The organism is Mongoliitalea daihaiensis, from assembly GCF_021596945.1.
GTDB classification, from domain to species: domain Bacteria; phylum Bacteroidota; class Bacteroidia; order Cytophagales; family Cyclobacteriaceae; genus Mongoliitalea; species Mongoliitalea daihaiensis.
This window is the reverse complement of record NZ_CP063779.1, coordinates 4,782,741-4,801,722: the sequence shown is the minus strand read 5'-3', so window position 1 is coordinate 4,801,722 and position 18,982 is coordinate 4,782,741. Positions and strand designations below refer to the sequence as shown.

General features: G+C 40.5%; 17 protein-coding genes and 1 other RNA gene. 8 read left to right on the top strand and 10 right to left on the bottom strand.

Annotated features, from left to right (window positions below):
- Positions 1–116: 116 nt before the first annotated feature.
- Both ppsA and IPZ59_RS20170 read left to right on the top strand, forming a co-directional pair.
- Positions 117–2,555, top strand: a complete 2,439-nt coding sequence (ppsA, locus tag IPZ59_RS20175; RefSeq protein WP_236137830.1) for a phosphoenolpyruvate synthase — start codon at positions 117–119, stop codon at positions 2,553–2,555.
- 22 nt (positions 2,556–2,577) lie between these two features.
- A complete protein-coding gene (locus IPZ59_RS20170) occupies positions 2,578–4,302 on the top strand; it encodes an alpha/beta hydrolase-fold protein (protein WP_236137829.1) in 1,725 nt (574 codons plus the stop codon).
- Between the two features lie 51 nt (positions 4,303–4,353).
- On the opposite strand, the gene IPZ59_RS20165 is transcribed toward IPZ59_RS20170, so the two are convergent.
- The 3 genes from IPZ59_RS20165 to ssrA form a co-directional block, all read right to left on the bottom strand.
- The gene (locus tag IPZ59_RS20165) at positions 4,354–5,160 is read right to left on the bottom strand and encodes a hypothetical protein (protein WP_236137828.1); all 807 of its coding nucleotides are present in this window, start codon (positions 5,158–5,160) and stop codon (positions 4,354–4,356) included.
- 27 nt (positions 5,161–5,187) lie between these two features.
- Positions 5,188–5,589 (bottom strand): hypothetical protein, encoded by a 402-nt coding sequence (locus IPZ59_RS20160; RefSeq protein WP_236137827.1) that lies wholly within the window; start codon positions 5,587–5,589, stop codon positions 5,188–5,190.
- A gap of 178 nt (positions 5,590–5,767) precedes the next feature.
- Positions 5,768–6,170, bottom strand: a transfer-messenger RNA (tmRNA) gene (gene ssrA / locus IPZ59_RS20155).
- A gap of 150 nt (positions 6,171–6,320) precedes the next feature.
- Here ssrA and IPZ59_RS20150 point away from each other — a divergent pair.
- Genes IPZ59_RS20150 through IPZ59_RS20140 form a run of 3 tightly spaced genes read left to right on the top strand, consistent with a single transcriptional unit; the run spans position 6,321 to position 9,300 of the window.
- The gene (locus tag IPZ59_RS20150) at positions 6,321–6,656 is read left to right on the top strand and encodes a DUF4296 domain-containing protein (protein ID WP_236137826.1); all 336 of its coding nucleotides are present in this window, start codon (positions 6,321–6,323) and stop codon (positions 6,654–6,656) included.
- A 6-nt stretch (positions 6,657–6,662) separates the two neighbouring features.
- On the top strand, positions 6,663–9,053 hold the full coding sequence (locus tag IPZ59_RS20145; protein ID WP_236139844.1) for an endonuclease MutS2: 2,391 nt from the start codon (positions 6,663–6,665) through the stop codon (positions 9,051–9,053).
- Positions 9,054–9,066: 13 nt separating this feature from the next.
- Positions 9,067–9,300 (top strand): (2Fe-2S) ferredoxin domain-containing protein, encoded by a 234-nt coding sequence (locus IPZ59_RS20140; protein ID WP_236137825.1) that lies wholly within the window; start codon positions 9,067–9,069, stop codon positions 9,298–9,300.
- Positions 9,301–9,501: 201 nt separating this feature from the next.
- Here IPZ59_RS20140 and IPZ59_RS20135 read toward each other — a convergent pair whose 3' ends face one another.
- Genes IPZ59_RS20135 through IPZ59_RS20110 form a run of 6 tightly spaced genes read right to left on the bottom strand, consistent with a single transcriptional unit; the run spans position 9,502 to position 15,161 of the window.
- The gene (locus tag IPZ59_RS20135) at positions 9,502–9,996 is read right to left on the bottom strand and encodes a hypothetical protein (protein ID WP_236137824.1); all 495 of its coding nucleotides are present in this window, start codon (positions 9,994–9,996) and stop codon (positions 9,502–9,504) included.
- Positions 9,997–10,044: 48 nt separating this feature from the next.
- On the bottom strand, positions 10,045–10,680 hold the full coding sequence (locus tag IPZ59_RS20130; protein ID WP_236137823.1) for an ABC transporter ATP-binding protein: 636 nt from the start codon (positions 10,678–10,680) through the stop codon (positions 10,045–10,047).
- Position 10,681: 1 nt separating this feature from the next.
- Positions 10,682–11,461 carry an acyl-ACP--UDP-N-acetylglucosamine O-acyltransferase gene (lpxA, locus tag IPZ59_RS20125; protein WP_236137822.1) on the bottom strand — a complete coding sequence of 260 codons (780 nt, stop codon included), beginning with the start codon at positions 11,459–11,461 and terminating at the stop codon, positions 10,682–10,684.
- Positions 11,458–12,852 (bottom strand): bifunctional UDP-3-O-[3-hydroxymyristoyl] N-acetylglucosamine deacetylase/3-hydroxyacyl-ACP dehydratase, encoded by a 1,395-nt coding sequence (locus IPZ59_RS20120; protein ID WP_236137821.1) that lies wholly within the window; start codon positions 12,850–12,852, stop codon positions 11,458–11,460. Before IPZ59_RS20120 ends, lpxA begins: the two co-directional genes overlap by 4 nt.
- Before the next feature lie 31 nt (positions 12,853–12,883).
- A complete protein-coding gene (gene lpxD, locus IPZ59_RS20115) occupies positions 12,884–13,906 on the bottom strand; it encodes a UDP-3-O-(3-hydroxymyristoyl)glucosamine N-acyltransferase (protein WP_236137820.1) in 1,023 nt (340 codons plus the stop codon).
- Positions 13,907–13,922: 16 nt separating this feature from the next.
- Positions 13,923–15,161 carry an HD domain-containing protein gene (locus IPZ59_RS20110; RefSeq protein ID WP_236137819.1) on the bottom strand — a complete coding sequence of 413 codons (1,239 nt, stop codon included), beginning with the start codon at positions 15,159–15,161 and terminating at the stop codon, positions 13,923–13,925.
- A gap of 51 nt (positions 15,162–15,212) precedes the next feature.
- Between IPZ59_RS20110 and porX the strand changes: the two genes are divergently transcribed.
- Genes porX through IPZ59_RS20095 form a run of 3 tightly spaced genes read left to right on the top strand, consistent with a single transcriptional unit; the run spans position 15,213 to position 18,415 of the window.
- Positions 15,213–16,772: a T9SS response regulator signal transducer PorX gene (gene porX, locus IPZ59_RS20105; RefSeq protein ID WP_236137818.1), complete on the top strand. Its 1,560-nt coding sequence runs from the start codon at positions 15,213–15,215 to the stop codon at positions 16,770–16,772.
- 7 nt (positions 16,773–16,779) lie between these two features.
- Positions 16,780–17,223 (top strand): tRNA (adenosine(37)-N6)-threonylcarbamoyltransferase complex ATPase subunit type 1 TsaE, encoded by a 444-nt coding sequence (gene tsaE, locus IPZ59_RS20100; RefSeq protein WP_317208027.1) that lies wholly within the window; start codon positions 16,780–16,782, stop codon positions 17,221–17,223.
- Complete coding sequence (locus IPZ59_RS20095; protein ID WP_236137817.1) at positions 17,216–18,415, top strand: alanine dehydrogenase; 1,200 nt, start codon at positions 17,216–17,218, stop codon at positions 18,413–18,415. Before tsaE ends, IPZ59_RS20095 begins: the two co-directional genes overlap by 8 nt.
- Here the strand turns inward: IPZ59_RS20095 and IPZ59_RS20090 are convergent.
- Entirely contained in the window at positions 18,412–18,879 is a 468-nt protein-coding gene (locus IPZ59_RS20090; RefSeq protein WP_236137816.1) for a response regulator, read from the bottom strand. The genes IPZ59_RS20095 and IPZ59_RS20090 overlap by 4 nt on opposite strands.
- Positions 18,880–18,982 lie beyond the last annotated feature (103 nt).

Here is an 18,982-nt window from a genome sequence, read left to right as displayed (position 1 = left end):
TGAGTTAAATTAAATTTTTACTTTTCGTTCTTTTTACTGAACTTATGAGTCTCTAGGATTCAGTTTTTTAATTGTGTTCTGAGTTCTTTTCTGAAGTAAACCCAAATAGTTATTCCATGAACAACAGCCCTTACCTGTTAGATTTAACAGAAGTAGACCTCTCCATGATTCACTTGGTCGGAGGAAAGAATGCATCTCTAGGTGAGATGATTCAAAATTTAGCAGCGCGTAATATTCTTGTCCCCGGAGGATTTGTGATTACTGTGGCCGCTTTCAATGCATATATCCAACACAATCAGCTACGAGAAAAAATTGATCAGCTTCTGGAAGGCATTGATACCTCCGATATCATCAAGCTTCGAAAAACTGGAGCAGCCATTCGTCGCTTGGTGGCCGACGGGGTATTCCCTTCTGAATTGGTACAAGAGATAACGGACCGCTACTATGAACTATCCTCTCGCTACGATAATGAGGCAACAGATGTAGCTGTCCGCTCATCTGCTACGGCAGAAGACTTGCCAGATGCCTCCTTTGCTGGACAGCAGGAGACTTTTCTGAATGTAAGGGGTGCACAAGGTTTACTGAACGCAGTCAAAAGCTGTTTTGCCTCGCTTTACAACGACCGTGCCATCTCTTATCGCGCTGAAAGAGGTTTTGATCATGCTGCGGTCCAACTTTCGGTAGGTGTACAAAAAATGGTGCGCTCGGATTTGGGCGTTTCAGGGGTTGCTTTCTCTATTGATACGGAAAGCGGATTCAAAGATGCTGTTGTGATCAACGGTGCCTATGGCTTGGGAGAGCTGCTTGTTCAAGGGGAGATCTCTCCTGATGAATTCATTGTTTACAAACCTAATTTGAGGAATCCTGCCCTTCGGCCCATCATCGAAAAGAAAATGGGTCGCAAGCATCACAAATTGGTCTATGGAACCACCCCTACGGAATTGGTAAAACGGGTACCCGTAGATCAGAAATTGGCCAATAATTTTTGTCTCCATGAAGATCAAATCCTGCTGTTGGCTCGCTGGGTAGCTGAAATAGAAAACTATTACACGGAGAAACGAGGTGTTCCTACGCCGATGGATGTAGAATGGGCCGTGGATGGATTGACCAAACAGTTGTTTATCGTGCAGGCTCGTCCCGAAACGGTACATTCCCAGCGAGAAGAAGACGTTTTGGTCGAATATCATTTTGACGAAAAGCTGTCAGCATCCAAGCTCATCATGGAAGGGATCGCTGTGGGAGATGGGATTGGTTTTGGGAAGGTCCATAAGTTGTATTCTCTCGATGGACGGGATGGAAGTGTGGATGAAGCAGCTTTTAAGGAAGGCTCCGTACTTGTGACAGAGATGACAGATCCTGATTGGGAGCCCATTATGAAAAAGGCTTCGGCAATAGTTACAGACAAAGGTGGGAGAACTTGTCATGCAGCAATTGTAGCGAGGGAAATGGGTATACCGGCCATCGTGGGAACAGGCAATGCATCCTTGGTTTTGCAGGATGATGATGAAATTACAGTTTCTTGTGCTGATGGAGAGACGGGTAAAGTGTATAAAGGTCAGATCGAATTTGAAGAAATACAAACAAACCTCAAGGACCTTCCCACTACACAAACACCATTGATGATGAATGTTGCTTCTCCGGATATGGCTTTTAAGTTTTCAAAAATACCCAATAGTGGCGTGGGCTTGGTCCGGGAAGAATTTATCATCAACAATTATATCAAGGTTCATCCACTAGCGCTTTTGAAACATAGAGAAGTAGGGGATGAAGTGCTTTCCAAAAAAATTGAGCACATTACCTCTGGTTTTGATTCAGAGAGTGATTTTTTTATCAAGAAGTTGTCCTACGGAATTGGAAGGATTGCCGCAGCATTTTATCCGAAAGATGTGATTGTTCGGTTTTCAGATTTCAAATCCAATGAGTACATGAATTTATTGGGGGGGAAGTATTTTGAACCCGAAGAGGAAAATCCCATGATCGGATGGAGAGGTGCAGCCCGGTATTACTCAGATGCATTCAGAGAAGCGTTTGGTTTGGAGTGTCAAGCGATCAAAAAAGTACGGGAAGAAGCAGGATTGGACAATGTGATAGTGATGATTCCTTTCTGTCGAACACCCGCAGAGATGAAACGGGTCCTAGATACCATGGCTTCATTCGGCTTAGTTCGGGGGGAAAATGGGCTCAAGGTATTTTTGATGGCAGAATTGCCATCCAATGTAATGCTTGCGGAGGAGTTTTCGGAGCACATCGATGGTTTTTCCATTGGTTCAAATGACTTGACGCAACTTACCTTAGGTTTGGATAGGGATTCCAGTTTGGTGGCACATCTATACGATGAGCGAAACGAGGCAGTGAAAATGATGATCCGTATTCTGATTCAAAAGGCTAAATCCAAAAAAGTAAAGGTCGGTATCTGCGGACAAGGTCCATCCGATTTCCCAGATTTTGCGGCATTCTTGATTGAAGAGGGGATTGATACCATATCTGTCACACCTGACTCTATGTTGAAAACACTTCGGGCTGTGTCGGCTTTGGAACAAGAAAAAAATAGTTAACTCCATCGTAAACTGATAAACCATGAAACAATCGCAGCTCTGGGTAATCATTTGGATTCTTGTAATTTATTCCTGCCAACCAAGGGGAGGACAGGGACCACTCTTCGAAATTACACTTTCTGAAACATTGATTGATCAAGCCCAAGATGGGCGTTTGATTTTAATGTTGTCAACCAACGATGCTTCTGAGCCTCGATTTCAGATTTCGGATGGACCTGAATCTCAGTTAGCATTTGGAATAGATGTTGAAAACTGGGAGCCGGGTAAGCCAATAATGATCGATGCGGAGGCATTTGGATACCCTATCCGAAGTTTGAAAGATGTGCCTGAGGGTACGTATCAAGTTCAGGCTTTGCTCAATCGGTATGAAACCTTTTATCTGAAAGACGGTAGGGTGTTGAAGCTTCCACCGGATAAGGGAGAGGGACAGCAATGGAACCGTAAACCAGGTAATTTTTACAATGTTCCAGCGACGGTGAATATCCAAAAAGCAGGAAAAGTAAGGATTACTTTGGATCAGGAAATCCCAGCGATTCCAGATCCTGTGGATACCAAGTACATCAAACATGTGAAAATGAAAAGTGAGATGCTGAGTGATTGGTGGGGTAGAGATGTGTATCTAGGAGCGAATGTCTTGTTGCCTCATGGATTTGAGGAACATACAGAGGCACGATACCCATTGATGATTTTTCATGGGCACTTTCCTTATACATTTGGAGGCTGGAGAGAAAGCCCTCCAGATCCTAATTTAGAGCCAGACTACTCAGCTCGATTTGGGATCGAGGGATACAATATTCTTCAGCAGCAAGAGGCCTATGATCAATACCAGCAATGGATCAGTCCTGATTTTCCCAGATATTTGGTCATCGAAATTCAGCATCCCACACCTTATTACGATGATAGCTATGCAGTCAATTCAGCTAATCAAGGCCCCTATGGGGATGCGATTACCTACGAACTGATTCCATACATCGAAGAAATGTTTCGAGGAATTGGAGAGGGTTGGAGTCGTTTTCTTTACGGGGGATCTACAGGTGGCTGGGAATCTTTGGCAGTGATGATCAAATACCCTGATGAGTATGGTGCTTGTTTTGCAGCTTGTCCTGATCCTATTGATTTTCAAGCCTACACGGTAGTGGATATTTATCAGGATAAAAACGCTTACTATTTGGATAGTCCTTGGAAAAATACTCCTCGGCCAGGAAAAAGAGATTATCTGGGCCATGTAAGTGCTAATTTGGAAGAGATGAACCACAGAGAATTGGTTTTAGGAACCAAAGGAAGAAGCGGTCAGCAGTGGGATATTTGGGAAGCCACCTATTCTCCTGTCGGTGAAGATGGTTACCCAGCGCGACTCTGGGATAAGGTAACTGGAGATATAAATCCAGAAGTTGCAGCATATTGGAGAGAAAACTATGATTTAGGCCATATTTTGAGACGTGATTGGGAAAAAGGCTTAGGAGAAAAACTAAAAGGGAAAATTCACATCTATTGCGGCGATATGGACAACTACTATCTCAACAATGCGGTGTATTTGGTTGAAGAATTTCTTGAAAGTACCACCAATCCTTACTATGCAGGAGAAGTGGATTATGGAGATAGGGCAGAACATTGCTGGAATGGGGACCATGAGCATCCTCTCTACATTTCAAGACTTCGTTACAATACATTTTATTTACCGAAAATCTTGGATATAATGAAAAGAGACGCTCCCCGAGGAGCAGATTTGAGTAGTTGGATGTATTAAATTTTAGGCTAAAAAAAAAAGGGTTGAAGCTATCGAGGCTTCAACCCTTTTTTATAAAAACCTAAATTCATCTACCTTTTCGATTTTATTTCTCAAATCGGCGATATTGATACTGGCTTTGATTCCATTGTCTCGCACCATCTTTTTGTCTTTGAGGTTTTTAGTGATTTTTTCATAGAGTTGCATCGGTGTTTCTGTTACCCCATTGCTCTTTTTGGCTTGGATAATGTTGTTTTTGTGCGCAAGCTCCAAGGCTTCTAAGACTTTTTGGTGGTAGTTGTCGGCTAACTCAAAGAAATTGTCGTAGTAAAAAATGAATTTTTTGGCCAATTCAACCGTGCCACTGACTTGATTGCTGTAGTTTTTGAGCTCTACCTCATGTTGAATCAAACCCGCATAGTTAACTTTTCCTGGGCCTGTTCTGTATTTCCGTTCAATTTGGTTGAGATATACCTCTACATATTCTTTAGAGAATCCTCCAAGGATGCGATTGAAATAGGTATCGAGGGTTTCAGAGGTCAATCGGTCTGGGGTGGTATAACCGAGTTTGGTTGCATCCTTTTTTAACTTTGCAAGAAGTTCGAGTTGGAGATTTTCTAATAATACAATCCGATCATTGTTGGAGGATTGATTCAGCGCATTGGCTTTATCAAGAGCCGAGAAGTAGACTAAGTATTTATTCAATTCACCTTCAAATTTCCCTAATTTTTGAAAATCCGGTTTTTTCTCGTTCAGCATAGAACTGTAAGCTACATTTATCAGGGAATTGGAGGCAAAAAAGGCTTGAGAGACAAATGGCACACCTTGGGTGAGAGGGCTTGCCACTATGCAGTTGGTGATTTCTAGAAATCGGTCCATCTTGGTTTTGGTTTCAAAAATCCCAATTTACTTAGCGGATTCGATGATCACTTCTTCGAGGGAAAATCCTAGCGGTCCACCCTCCATACTGCCTAATGAATTGATAAATCCTTGGTATTCTTGGTCAGTCATGCAGGATTTAAGGTTGATGATGTCATCACTCAGCTTTTTGTAGATTTGAGTAGAGTGGATAATGCTCGAACGCAAGGATATCCAGCGCGTTTCATCTGTGATATTTTTATCTTGGATGAGGTCATTGAGCGCCATGTTGTTGATTTCCAAGTTTTGCTGTAAGCGCTCATTTATGTTTTTGAGCACTTCAATTTCCTGTTGGAGTCTGGAAATCTTGACAGAATCAGGGCTACTTTGAGCCAGCGCCGACCAAGTGGTCCAAGCCGTCAGGACAGACAGCAAGAGGGTTTTCTTCATGCAGGATAGGTAGGTGTTAAGTTTTTAATTGCCATCACAAAAACCAAGCTAATTTAGAAGCGTTTTAGAAATTTTAGCAGTTCAGGGAAATATGTTTTTAAATTAGAAGTTTATGATAAAAAAAAACCACTCTCCAATAAAAAACTCGTAGAGTTTGAGGGAAGAGTGGGATTTTTAATTGTGGAGCTGGAGGGATTCGAACCCTCGTCCAGATAGGGAAACACCGTACCGTCTACATGCTTAGTTACCTGTTGGTTTTTCGACTGTTGTTTGCTGGGTAACACACCGGACAACAGCTTAGCCACTAGTCTTAGTCCCGTTTAGTAGCCTCACGGAAAGCAGCTCTGTCTGATCGACACCCCAAATCCCCCCGGACAAAACAACGGAAGGCGGGATGTGGCTGGGGAATTACTCTCGTAACTCAACCCTTTAAGCAGTATCTATCCCCGGAGGGTTAGATTAGGCAGCCATGGCGTAACGAGTTTCGCCAATTGTGTTCGTATGAATGATTTAAGGCCGTACATACTCCAGCCTGCATGCGAGCCCAGTCCTTACACCTACTGTCAAAACCGGTCAGCCCCATGTTATGGGTTGGCAAATATAGGGCAAAAACTGTTCCCTTTGTTATCCAACTGCTTTTTTGACAAAAATACTGACAGCTTGATCCTATACAATTTCAAGATATCCGCCTAAAACTTCCTTCAAGCCACGAATTCCATTAATTTTGCATTGTGAAATATATAGCTACTTTCCTTGTATTCCTGTGTTTAATCAGTTGTAGTAAAAACAGTGCTCCTGCTGGTATCCTTTCAGAAGACCAATTGATCAATGTCTTGCTGGATATTCATATGGCAGAAGGCTACGTGACGACCTTTCCTATCCACTACGATTCTTCCCGTATGCTGTATCCTTTGTTAGAAAAAGAGGTATTCGCTAAACATCAAGTGCAGGATTCTGTTTTTAAGGTCAGTTTGGAATATTACATACGGGATGCCAAACAAATGGACCGAATCTATGCCCGTATCATAGACTCGTTAAGCATCAAAGAAAAAGTAGGCAATCAATAACCCATGATGATTTACCCCAAAAATCTGGAGGAGAAAATTAATTTCACAAAAATTCGTGATTTACTCAAAGAAGAATGTGCTGGCCCTCTCGGAACAGAGTTTGTCGATAAAATGTCTTTTACTAAAGATACTAAATTGCTTACTCGCTTATTGGAACAGACGGCTGAATTCAAGCAAATATTAGAATCTGGTGATTTTTTTCCAGCCTCAAATTTTACCAATATTCATCCATTTTTGGATAAAGCCAAAATTGAAGGTACTTTTCTCTATGAAGAGGAATTCCATGAATTGAAGCTTTCCTTACAGACATTGTTTTCTTGTGTTTCTTTTATCTTGGAAAGGTCTGAGCAATATCCTCAATTATTCGAATTGTTGGGACTCGTCCATATGAACGCTGACCTTTTGAAAGCGATCGAGCGGGTGATCGACGAAAAAGGCAAGATGCGTAGTAATGCCTCCAAAGAGCTTTCTATGATTCGCTCTCAGATTTTGTATGAAGAAAGCAGGCTGCGCAAGGTTTTGGAACGCATCTATCGGGATGCAAGAGCTAAAGGTTTGACGCCCGAGGATGCTTCGATTACGATTCGTGGAGGGAGAATGGTGATCCCTGTTTTGGCTGAGTATAAAAGAAAAATCAGTGGTTTTATTCATGATGAATCCGCAACTGGTCAGACAGTCTACTTAGAGCCTGCCGAAGTGCTGGATATCAACAATGAGCTCAAAGATCTGGAATACATGGAGCGTCGGGAAATCCAAAAGATTTTAACCAAACTTACCGATCAGCTCCGTCCTTTGATCCCAGATCTACGCAAAGGCTTGACCTTTTTGGGCTTGATTGATTTCATTCGTGCCAAGGCCAAGTTTGCACTTAAGACAGGTTCTCATAAGCCTACTTTAGATAAAGCCAAAATACTCAATTGGTTCAATGCACGCCATCCTTTACTAGAATTTGCTTTGAAGGAGCAAGGGAAGAAAATAGTGCCCTTACGATTGGAGTTGGATCACAATAGACGCCTTCTAGTTATTTCAGGACCCAATGCTGGAGGTAAGTCTGTCACCTTGAAGACTGTTGCCATGGTGCAATACATGTTGCAGTGCGGCCTTTTGGTCCCTATGGACGAGCAATCTACGATGTGTATGTTTGATAATTTTTTCATCGATATAGGGGATGAACAAAATATTGAAAATGACCTGAGTACCTACAGTTCACACTTGATGAGTATGAAGTACTTTACTCAAATGGCCAACAAAAAGACCATTGTCTTTATCGATGAATTTGGTACTGGAACCGAACCTGTTTTTGGGGGGGCTATCGCCGAAGGCATTTTGTTATCGTTGAATAAATCTGGGGCCTATGGAGTGATTACAACCCACTATGGTAATCTAAAAGAAGTGGCAGCAAAAAATCAAGGCCTAGTCAATGGTGCCATGCGTTATGACGTAGATAAGTTGGAACCTCTGTATCAATTGGAGATAGGTAAACCTGGAAGTTCCTTCGCCTTGGAGATTGCTTCCAAAATTGGTATTTCCAATGAAATTCTAGCCTATGCTAAAGAGCATATTGGGGAAACACGTGTCAAATATGACCGTATGCTGACCAAGATTGAGAATGAAAAAACTAAGTTGGAGCAGTTGGTCCATGAAAACCAAAAGCGCGAGCGAATCTTGGAACAGCGGATGAAAGAATACAATCAGCTGAAAGAAACGATTGATACTAACAAAAAGCAGTACATTCAGCAAGCTAAAACAGAAGCCAAAGCTTTATTAGATCAAGTCAATCAAAAAATTGAGCAGTCCATCCGTACCATTAAGGAAACTAATGCTGAAAAACAGGCAGTGAAAGCTGTCCGGCAAGAACTGGAAGTATTGAAGCAAGAAGTCAAGCCGGTAGAAGTCCCTGTAGCTGTAGAAAAGCAAGTAAAGGTTATTGGAGGAGAAATTGAAGTTGGTGATTATGTACGGGTGAAAGATAATGGAGCCATTGCCGAAGTATTAGGGCTAAAGAAAAAAGAGGCTGATATCTTAATCGGGGAATTGAAATCTACGGTTAAATTGAATCGATTGGAGAAAATTTCCAATACGGAAATGAAGAAAGAGAAAAAATCTTTCGCCCGCAGAACAGGCTTCGATACGAATGCTAAAATGCTGGATTTTTCCCCGAATTTGGATTTGAGAGGAAAAAGAGGTGAAGAAGTTTTATCGTTAGTTCAGAGTTTCATGGATGATGGATATATGCTAGGCGTGAAGGATTTACGTATTGTTCATGGGAAAGGAGATGGGATTTTACGCGAAATCACTCGAAACTTACTTCGCACAATGCCGTATGTGGGTAGGATGGAAGATGAACATGCCGACAGAGGAGGCTCAGGTGTCACATTGGTCACATTGAAAGTTTAAACGCTCAAATTTTATGGCAACCTACAGAAGGTTTATTTTTGTTTGCAATGGTTCGGATTGTAAAAAGGGTGGGTGTAAAAAACTCCAAAAAGATATCAAAGATCTAGTCCGATCGGAGGATTATAAAGGAAAGTTTAAAATCATCAAAACCAAATGTATGGATTTTTGCAAATCCGCTCCTGTGGTTGTGATAAACAATGAAGTACTGAAACGAGGGAGTATAGCATCATTGCAGGAAAAGCTATAAGTTACAATGTACCTATTGCCAATCAAGTAAGAGAATGAGTATATTCTTCCACTTGTCAACTGCCTATTATAAAGTTAGAAGGGAAACGGCTTTTATAACCTTCCCTTCTCCTTCGGATAGTATGAATGAGAATGAATAATCCCGTGTTTTTAAAGCATTTTTATTGGTCAATATACACAGGGATTAGCTCTGTATTTCCCTTTATTGTCTCCTGACAAACGTAAAAATATAGCTCCCAGCAATAGCATCCACGCGTTCATTAGATCGGCCGGTTGGCATGGGGATCGTGAACCTGAGGATGAGGTTATTGCCTGTCCTAGTATAAGTCATATCTCTGCCAGCTGCAGGTCTTGTTCCGGATAATCTGATTCGGTCAAAATTACCGCCTTCAAAAGTCCAAGTACCATTGGAGTCAAAAAGATTATTACTATTACTCGTTTGATAGGTTTTACTGCTGGAAGAGCTTGCTAAATTGAGCTCCAAATTAGCATACAAATTGGTTTCTGTACGTCCATCTCTGGTAACCGAACCCCCACCTGCAATTATCCAAACTTGAGATGAGCCTCCAGTCAAGTCCAAGATTGCTAACTCTTCGGGGGTTTTGGGTGGCTCAGGAGTTTCACCAGAACCTCTACATGCACCCAATAAAAGCACTGCTAAGAAAGGAAGTGCGAAGGCAAAAAAGATTTTTTTCATGATTATCGTCTCTATAATTGTTGAAATCTAAAGGATTTACTTGAATTTTCAAAGTTTTGGGCGGATCTTATACTGCTCTATTTCTATTTTTTTTTCACAATAGCCATACTCTTTTGGCTCGTTGGAGCAAACCAGGATTTTACGTCCTGCACCAAAATCTTCTACTAAATCCAAATACCAATCGGAACCTCTTTTATCCAAATTGGAAGTTGGTTCATCTAAAAGAATCAAGGGAACATCTGAGAAAAAGCAAAGCCCCAATTTTAAGCGTTGCTTCATTCCTGATGAAAATTGAGAGATAGCCTTATTTTTGTGTTCACTGAGATACATTATGTCCATCATTTTCTCAATAGATAGACTCTGATATGCTTTTTTGAATTTAAAATGAAATTTCAAAACTTCTTTGAGCGTGAATTCTTCGGGTAGTTCCAGATAAGGTGCACTGATAACTAAATGTTGATAAATTTCCGTATCATGGATTTTTTTTTCATTCAGGCTATATTCAATACTTCCATCTGTCAAAGGCAGTTGCCCTGAAATACATTTGAGCAAAGTGGATTTACCTGATCCGTTGGAGCCGGTAATGGCCCATGCGGATGCTTCATCTAAATTCAGCGAAATATCTTTAAAGATCCATTCAAACTGGAATCGTTTGGAGCTATTGACGAGCTGAATAGAAATCATCTTAGCTGATGTAGCCTTTCATGACGCCTCTTTCCGAAGAACGAATAAAGTTTATAATTTCATCCCTTTCTTTGGTGGCTGGTAAATTGATTTCAATCTCTTCGAGGGCTCGGCTATTGTTGAGACTATTTAAAAACAAATAGCGATAGACTTCTTGGATATGGCTAATACTTTCGGAAGAAAAACCTCTTCTTCGTAAACCTAAACTGTTTACACCGGCATAGCTGAGTGGTTCTCTTGCTGCTTTCGTAAATGGAGGCACATCTTTTCTCACGAGTGATCCACCTGAAATCATGCTATGCATGCCGACTTTAACAAACTGATGAATGGCACTGCTACCACCTACGATAGCCCAATCGTCAATCGTTACATGTCCTGCTACTTGAACTGAATTGGCAATGATAACATTATTTCCCACGATACAGTCGTGGGCAATATGTACATAGGCCATCAATAGGCAGTTGCTGCCTACTTTTGTTGTTCTTTTTTCGATCGTCCCGCGACTGATGGTGACACATTCACGTATGGTGGTATGATCTCCAATCTCTACGGTAGTGGATTCTCCCTGAAATTTAAGGTCTTGTGGAATTGCTGAAATTACCGCGCCCGGAAATATCTTACAGTTTTTACCAATCCTAGCACCGGGATAAATTGTAACATTGGATCCTATCCAAGTACCTTCACCGATAATTACGTCTTCATGGATCATCGTGAAGGGATCTATATGAACTCCGTCTCCGATGCTGGCTAGTGGATCAATATGGGAAAGATTGCTGATCATGATTCTTTTCTTACAATACTGGCTGTCATGGTAGCTTCACAAACAAGGGTATTGCCCACATAAGCCTCTCCTTTCATCTTAGCGATGCCACGGCGGATAGGGGCCAAAAGTTCACATTTAAATATAAGGGTATCTCCTGGTAGGACCATTTTTCGGAACTTGCAATTTTCAATTCCCAAGAAATAGGTCCAATAATTTTCAGGGTCGTTTACAGTACTTAAAACTAATATACCTCCTGTTTGTGCCATTGCTTCCACTTGCAATACACCCGGCATTACAGGATTTGCAGGAAAATGACCCATGAAGAAGGGTTCGTTAATCGTTACATTTTTGACTCCTGCTACGGTAGTTTCATCTAAGTAGATGATTTTGTCTAACAATTGAAAAGGATATCGGTGAGGTAAGATATTACTTATCTGATTGATATCCATCACAGGAGGAAGCTTTGGGTCATAATGTGGGATATGGTTAGGCCCTATTTTTTCCCATGCCCTTTTTAATTTTTTTGCAAAAGCTACATTGGCTGCATGACCTGGTCTTGCTGCCAAAATTTGCGCTTTCAAAGGCCTTCCAACCAATGCTAAATCACCTACCACATCTAGCAATTTGTGTCTAGCAGGTTCATTTTTATAGCGCAAGTCCACGTTGTTAAGGATTCCCTCTTTTCGAACTTCTACTTTCTTTTTATTGAACATTTTTGCTAAATGTTCCAATTCTGCATCTTCTACGACGCGGTCTACTACAACAATGGCATTGTTTAAATCTCCACCTTTGATCAGGTTTTGATTGTAGAGCATCTCAAGCTCGTGTAAAAAGCAGAATGTTCTACAAGATGCAATTTCTGCTTTGAACTGATTGATATTGGTAATAGAAGCATGCTGACTGCCTAAGACTGGAGAATTGTAATCTACCATCACGGTCACCCGGTAATCATCCAAAGGAAGAGCTGCTAGTTCCACTTCGCGTGCAGGGTCTCTGTAGGAGATACTTTCAGGAACTTCAAAAAATCTACGAAGAGCATTTTGCTCTTGAATTCCCGCTGCTTCCAATACTTCAATAAACTGTATGGAAGAGCCATCCATGATAGGAGGTTCTGGGCCGTCCAATTGGATCAGTACGTTATCTATTTCTAAACCAACTAAGGCTGCTAAAACGTGCTCAACGGTAAATACACGGGCGCCACTCTGCTCTAGCGTAGTACCACGGGAAACATCCACTACATTGTCTACATCTGCATCAATTATCGGGCTGCCTTCCAGGTCAATGCGCTGGAATTTGTACCCATGGTTGGGAGGTGCTGGTAAGAATGTCATATTGGACATGACTCCCGTGTGTAATCCTACACCACTGACTGTTACTTGCTTTTGAATAGTATGCTGTTTAACCCTCATGGTTGCTTTTTACAGATTTAAGGTTGCAAATTTAGTCTTTTTTTTCCAGTTCCTTAACTCTTTGTTGGAGTTGAGGGAGATTTCTGAAAATCGCGTAAGATTTTAGGAAATCTTTTAGGTCCATGGAAATAAATCCAAAAAGAGTCTGCCCCTTCTTTGTAACATTTTTACTGATGCCTGTTTTAGCCCCTACCGTTGTGTTATCAGCAATTTTAATATGGCCTACCACGCCAACTTGACCAGCAATTACGCAGTTTTTGCCGATTTCGGCAGAACCTGAAATTCCCGATTGAGAAGCTATTACAGTATGTTCACCCACTACAACATTGTGGGCAATTTGCACTAAATTATCAATTTTCACACCACTTTTGATATGAGTTGAACCCATTGTCGCTCGGTCAATGGTGGAGTTGGCACCGATACTCACATGATCTTCGATGATTACATTCCCGATCTGGGGGATGGTTTTGTAGGAGCCGTCTTCTTGAGGCGCAAATCCGAAACCATCTGAACCAATAACCGCGCCAGGATGAATTTCACAATGGGCACCTATTTTTGTGTCATAATATACTTTTACCCCCGGGTGAATGATCGTATAGTCACCAATGACACAATTGTCTCCCACGTATGCTTGTGGATGAATTTTCACATGTTTACCTATGCTACAATTTTTTCCAATGTAAGAAAATGCTCCCCTGTAGCCACCTTCGTCCATGGAGGCGCTGGCATCCATATAAGAAGGATCCTCTACACCGACCTTGCTCTGTTTGGTCAATTGGCTGTAGGCTTCCAGCAATTGGGTAAATCCTATGTAAGGGTTTTTAACACGAATGAGATGACACTTGACGGGTTTTTGAAGGGTTAATGTATCTGAAACAATAACGGCTGTGGCTTTTGTTTCGTATAGAAATGATTCATACTTTTCATTGGACAAGAAACTAATGCCTCCTGGCTTTCCTTCCTGAATTTTGTCTAAACGGCTTACCGTTGCCGAACTATCTCCTTCAATTGTTCCACTTAAGATGGCGGCTATCTGATCAAGTGTAAATTCCATTTTTTGTATTTAAAGACTACAAATTTAAACTTTTAGCCTGACATATATAATGTTTCGTTACTATTTTACTCATTGCTTTGATATTTGGCAGGTCTGCTGCTTGGGCAACATCCAATATTTCTCCCCTTTTAGTCAAAATATGGATTTTTTCTTTCGTTAAGTAGGCATTATTGCTGATACTCCCATATGTGAAAAAGTATGGAAGGTCAGATACTTCGATTCCTAACTTTTTCATTGTTTTTGTACCCGCTTCTTCAATTTCTTCGGGGAGGTATTCTTCATTTCTGAGATTTATTTTAAATAGCTTCCGCTCTAGAAACATCTTCGAAATACTTTTTAAAATGTAATCACTCTCATTTTTCCACAACTTGATGCCTCCCCAAATATCAAAATCATCCAAAGATAAAAACAGCTTTAATAATTCCGTAGAATGTTCAAAATCCTTTAAAGTAAAATCATGGGATAGAAAATGAATCAATTCATCCGTAGCCCGAAGATTTCCCCGGTTTTGTTGCACATATTTTGCTCTCAATACAAGGTTGATGAGCATTTTCTCGGCACTGACTGTTGTCTTGTGAAGATATACCTGCCAATACATCAGCCTCCTAGCGGATAGAAAATTCTCAATACTGTAAAGTCCTTTCTCTTCTACTACCAGTTGATCGTTTTTGATATCCATCATCTTGATGATGCGATCTGCACCGATGGTTCCTTCCGAAACACCCGTAAAAAAGCAATCTCGTTGTAAGTAGTCAAGGCGGTCGATATCCAGTTGAGAAGAAACTAATTGATGGAAAAATTTCCGTTCATACTGATTATTGAAAATTTTAAGAGCTAAATTGAGCTTTCCGTGGAATTGCCTATTCAACTCTTCCATGATCAATATTGATAATCGCTCATGAGGAATGTTTTTGAGTAGACTGTATTCCAAAGCATGTGAAAAGGGTCCATGCCCAATGTCGTGTAAGAGAATGGCAATGAGGGCAGCCTCAAACTCTTCTTCCGAAATTTCATGACCTTTGTACCGTAGATTTTCCAGCGTGATACTCATCAAGTGCATGGCGCCCAAGGCATGGTGAAATCGGGTATGCAGTGCTCCTGGGTATACAAAGTCTGTCAAACCTAATTGCCTGATCCGACGTAACCTTTGAAAGAAGGGATGATCTATGATAGAAAAAATCAACTCACTGGGGATGGTAATAAACCCATACACAGGGTCATTAAGAATCTTTCTGCTTTTCAATGTCGCTGACATTTGATTGATTCCAAAAGTAATTATAATTTTAAAAGAATTAAACCGAATTTTATGCAAAAATTTAAAATCCTTTGGGCAGATGACGAAATAGATCTCCTGAAACCTCATATTTTGTTTCTTCAACAAAGGGGTTATGAAATTGTGACAGTTAATTCGGGTGTAGATGCGATCGATGAAGTAGAGTTGCAATCATTTGATGTAATATTTTTGGATGAAATGATGCCAGGTATGACCGGCTTGGAAACATTGCAGCACATCAAAATGATCAAACCTCATATACCGGTAGTAATGATTACCAAAAGTGAGGAAGAGCATATCATGGATGATGCGATCGGAGGAAAGATCGCAGACTACCTTATCAAACCTATTAATCCAAATCAAATCCTTCTTTCGGTCAAGAAAATTCTTCAAAACAAACAGCTGATTACGGAGAAAACCAATCTATCCTACCGACAGGATTTCATGAATATTAGCATGGCTTGCAATGATGCCTCCACCCATAAAGAATGGATGGATGTTTATAAGAGACTGACTTATTGGGAATTGGAGATTGATGAAACTGAAAATAAAAGTATGCAGGATGTACTGGATACTCAAAAGATAGAGGCCAATGGTTCCTTTGCTAAGTTTATCAAAACCAATTATTTGGACTGGTTGAATGATCCGAAAATCGATAAACCTTTGCTTAGTCCCAGAGTTATGAAAGAAAAAGTGTTTCCTCACTTGCAAGAAGGTAAACCTTTATTTTTCATTGTAATTGACAATCTTCGATTGGATCAATGGGAAATACTAAAACCCTTGATTACGGAGTATTTCACGATTAAAGAAGAGACTTCTTATTTCAGTATTCTTCCTACGACTACGGCCTATGCAAGAAATTCTTTGTTCAGTGGTATGATGCCATCTGAGATGGCTCGATTCCATCCGGATCTGTGGGAAGGAGAGGATACCGATGAAGGGAAAAACAATAATGAAGAGGAATTTTTGGCCGAAAATCTCCACAAGAATAGGCTTAATATTAGATTTAGCTACACCAAGATTCTGCAAGCCTACCAAGGGAAAAATGCCTTAGAGCACTTTAATAATTTTTTACATAATGATTTGAATGTATTGGTCTATAACTTTGTGGATATGATGTCTCACGCACGCACGGATATGAAAATGATCCGCGAGTTGGCCCCTAATGAATCGGCTTACCGTTCGCTCACGAGAAGTTGGTTTGAGCATTCAACCTTATTCGAAATGTTTAAAAAGATCAACGATGCTAAAGCAGAAGTCATTGTAACAACCGATCATGGCACAAAAAGAGTCAACAAGCCCTACAAAATCATCGGGGATAAAACTATTACTACGAATTTAAGGTATAAGCAGGGGAAAAATTTAAATTTTGAAAGCGGTAAGGTATTTGAGATCAACAAGCCAGAAGATGCCAAACTTCCACGTTTTAATGTGTCCACAAGCTATGTTTTTGCAGTAGAAGATTATTTCTTTGCATATCCAAATAATTACAATTACTACGTCAACTTTTATAAAGATACCTTCCAGCATGGGGGGGTATCCTTAGAGGAGATGATTATTCCTTTGGCCCATTTAAAACCTAAGATAAATTAATTTGGAATTGAATCGCATTGATACTTACGAGTTGTCAGCACTAGAAGAGGTCGCTCGACAGGTAAAACTGTACGCGGAAGACATGCCTGTTTGGGTGTTTAAAGGGCCTATGGGAGCTGGTAAAACAACGTTGATTAAAGCAATTGCAAGGCTCTTTGGAGTGCTTGATAATGTGTCAAGTCCTACCTTTGGTTTAGTCAATGAGTATGGCAATGAGGAGGGTGCGGTTTTTTATCATTTTGATTTTTATAGGATTAATGAGGAGGAAGAAGTATTGGATATCGGTATAGATGAGTATTTTTACAGCGGAAATTATTGTTGGTTAGAATGGGCAGAGAAAATTCCACATTATTTGCCAGAGGATTTTGTGTTGATCGAGCTGTCAGTGGATAGTGCAGGGAAACGGGAAATCCACTTAAACCGAGTCATCAAGGGACAAAAACATGGTTGAGATATCAGATACAGCTGTATTTACACAGGAAGCCAAAGCAAAGGTTAAAACTCGAAATAATTCATTGGTTATCGGTATTCCGCTCGAAAGATCTGCACAAGAAAAACGAGTAGTTTTAACACCAGATGCAGTTGCCTTACTGATCAATAATGGTCAACAAGTACTCGTGGAATCGGGTGCTGGCAATGATTCTAAATTCACTGACAAGGATTATTCTGATGCAGGCGCTAAAGTTGTCTATTCTCCCAAAGAAGTTTTTGATGCAGAGGTTGTCCTTAAAGTAGAGCCTCCTTCCGAGGAGGAAATAGACTACATGCGCGTGGGGTCATGTTTGATTTCTGCGTTACAGCTAGGAAAGCAGGAGGCTTCTTTCATCCATGCACTAAATGCAAAAAAAATAACCGCAGTCGCTTTTGAAAATTTAGAAGATAAGGTTGGAGGAATGCCAGTAGTGCGCGCCATGAGTGAGATTGCTGGTTCTACAGTAATGCTTATAGCAGCAGAGTATTTGAGTTCTGTAAGTGCAGGAAAGGGACTTTTGCTTGGAGGCATTACCGGAGTGCCACCCACCAAGGTAGTGATTATTGGTGCTGGTACAGTAGCAGAATATGCGGCTAGAACGGGCTTGGGATTGGGAGCTAATATAAAAGTATTTGATAACCATCTATACAAGCTCAGAAGAATCAAGCAATTGCTAGGGCAACAAATCTATACTTCTACTATTGATAACTATACCCTAGCTGAGGAGTTAAAGAGTGCTGATGTAGTCATTGGAGCTCTTCGTGCAGAAAAGGGTAGAAATATGATTGTCATTACGGAGGAAATGGTGGCAGGGATGAATCCAGGTAGCATAATTATTGACGTCAGCATCGATCAAGGGGGCTGCGTAGAAACGGCTTCAATGACATCTCATGATAATCCTGTCTATGTCAAACACGATGTAATTCACTATTGTGTACCGAATATAGCTTCAAGAGTTGCTCGTACAGCGTCATTTTCACTGAGTAATATTTTTACACCGATTATTCTTCAAATGGCAGATTTGGGAGGTGCAGAGGAAATGGTATTTAATTACAAATGGTTTATGAAAGGTGTATACACCTACCGTGGAAGCTTGACAAATGCTCATTTAGCCAGAAAATTCGGTATGACGCATAAGGAACTACAACTCTTGTTGGCTGCTCGCTTTTAAGATAATAGGTTTTGGCGCAGTAAAAATTCTAACTGCTCATTGGCACGAAGCAAATCTTCGGTGAGTTTTTTATTTTCTTTTCGAAGGGAATATACCTCAAATGCATTTTTGATGACAGTTCTCATATAATCTTCATCCCAAGGTTTGGTTAGGTAATGGTAGACTTGTCCTTTGTTGATAGCATCGATTACAGCTTGGATATCTGTATATCCTGTGAGTAAAATCCTAATGGGGTCGGGATGTGAAGGGATGACGGAAGCTAAAAATTCAACCCCTACTTCATTGGGCATGCGTTGATCGGTGATGATGATATCTATGGATTCGTTCTTCAAAACAGACCTTCCTTCATCAGCGGAGTTAGCCAAATGGATTTTAAAATCCCTTCTAAATGTAGCCTTGAAAGCCTGAAGATTGTGCATCTCATCATCTACATAAAGAATCGATATTTTTTCAGGAGCAGTCATAAAGATTTTTAACAGTTAACGAAATCTTTTTTGTGATTTTAATCAAAATCAGCTAGTTAAAACTGTATTTTAATTCATTTTAGTAAAACCGATAAATTATTTT

Bases quoted from the DNA above. Each gene is read 5' to 3' on its own strand.
- IPZ59_RS20090 (WP_236137816.1), bottom strand. From the start codon at position 18,879: ATGACTGCTCCTGAAAAAATATCGATTCTTTATGTAGATGATGAGATG.
- IPZ59_RS20145 (WP_236139844.1), top strand. From the start codon at position 6,663: ATGATTTACCCCAAAAATCTGGAGGAGAAAATTAATTTCACAAAAATT.
- IPZ59_RS20140 (WP_236137825.1), top strand. From the start codon at position 9,067: ATGGCAACCTACAGAAGGTTTATTTTTGTTTGCAATGGTTCGGATTGT.
- IPZ59_RS20110 (WP_236137819.1), bottom strand. From the start codon at position 15,161: ATGTCAGCGACATTGAAAAGCAGAAAGATTCTTAATGACCCTGTGTAT.
- IPZ59_RS20165 (WP_236137828.1), bottom strand. From the start codon at position 5,160: ATGGACCGATTTCTAGAAATCACCAACTGCATAGTGGCAAGCCCTCTC.
- IPZ59_RS20135 (WP_236137824.1), bottom strand. From the start codon at position 9,996: ATGAAAAAAATCTTTTTTGCCTTCGCACTTCCTTTCTTAGCAGTGCTT.
- porX (WP_236137818.1), top strand. From the start codon at position 15,213: ATGCAAAAATTTAAAATCCTTTGGGCAGATGACGAAATAGATCTCCTG.
- lpxD (WP_236137820.1), bottom strand. From the start codon at position 13,906: ATGGAATTTACACTTGATCAGATAGCCGCCATCTTAAGTGGAACAATT.
- IPZ59_RS20170 (WP_236137829.1), top strand. From the start codon at position 2,578: ATGAAACAATCGCAGCTCTGGGTAATCATTTGGATTCTTGTAATTTAT.
- lpxA (WP_236137822.1), bottom strand. From the start codon at position 11,461: ATGATCAGCAATCTTTCCCATATTGATCCACTAGCCAGCATCGGAGAC.
- IPZ59_RS20120 (WP_236137821.1), bottom strand. From the start codon at position 12,852: ATGAGGGTTAAACAGCATACTATTCAAAAGCAAGTAACAGTCAGTGGT.
- IPZ59_RS20160 (WP_236137827.1), bottom strand. From the start codon at position 5,589: ATGAAGAAAACCCTCTTGCTGTCTGTCCTGACGGCTTGGACCACTTGG.
- IPZ59_RS20130 (WP_236137823.1), bottom strand. From the start codon at position 10,680: ATGATTTCTATTCAGCTCGTCAATAGCTCCAAACGATTCCAGTTTGAA.
- ppsA (WP_236137830.1), top strand. From the start codon at position 117: ATGAACAACAGCCCTTACCTGTTAGATTTAACAGAAGTAGACCTCTCC.
- IPZ59_RS20095 (WP_236137817.1), top strand. From the start codon at position 17,216: ATGGTTGAGATATCAGATACAGCTGTATTTACACAGGAAGCCAAAGCA.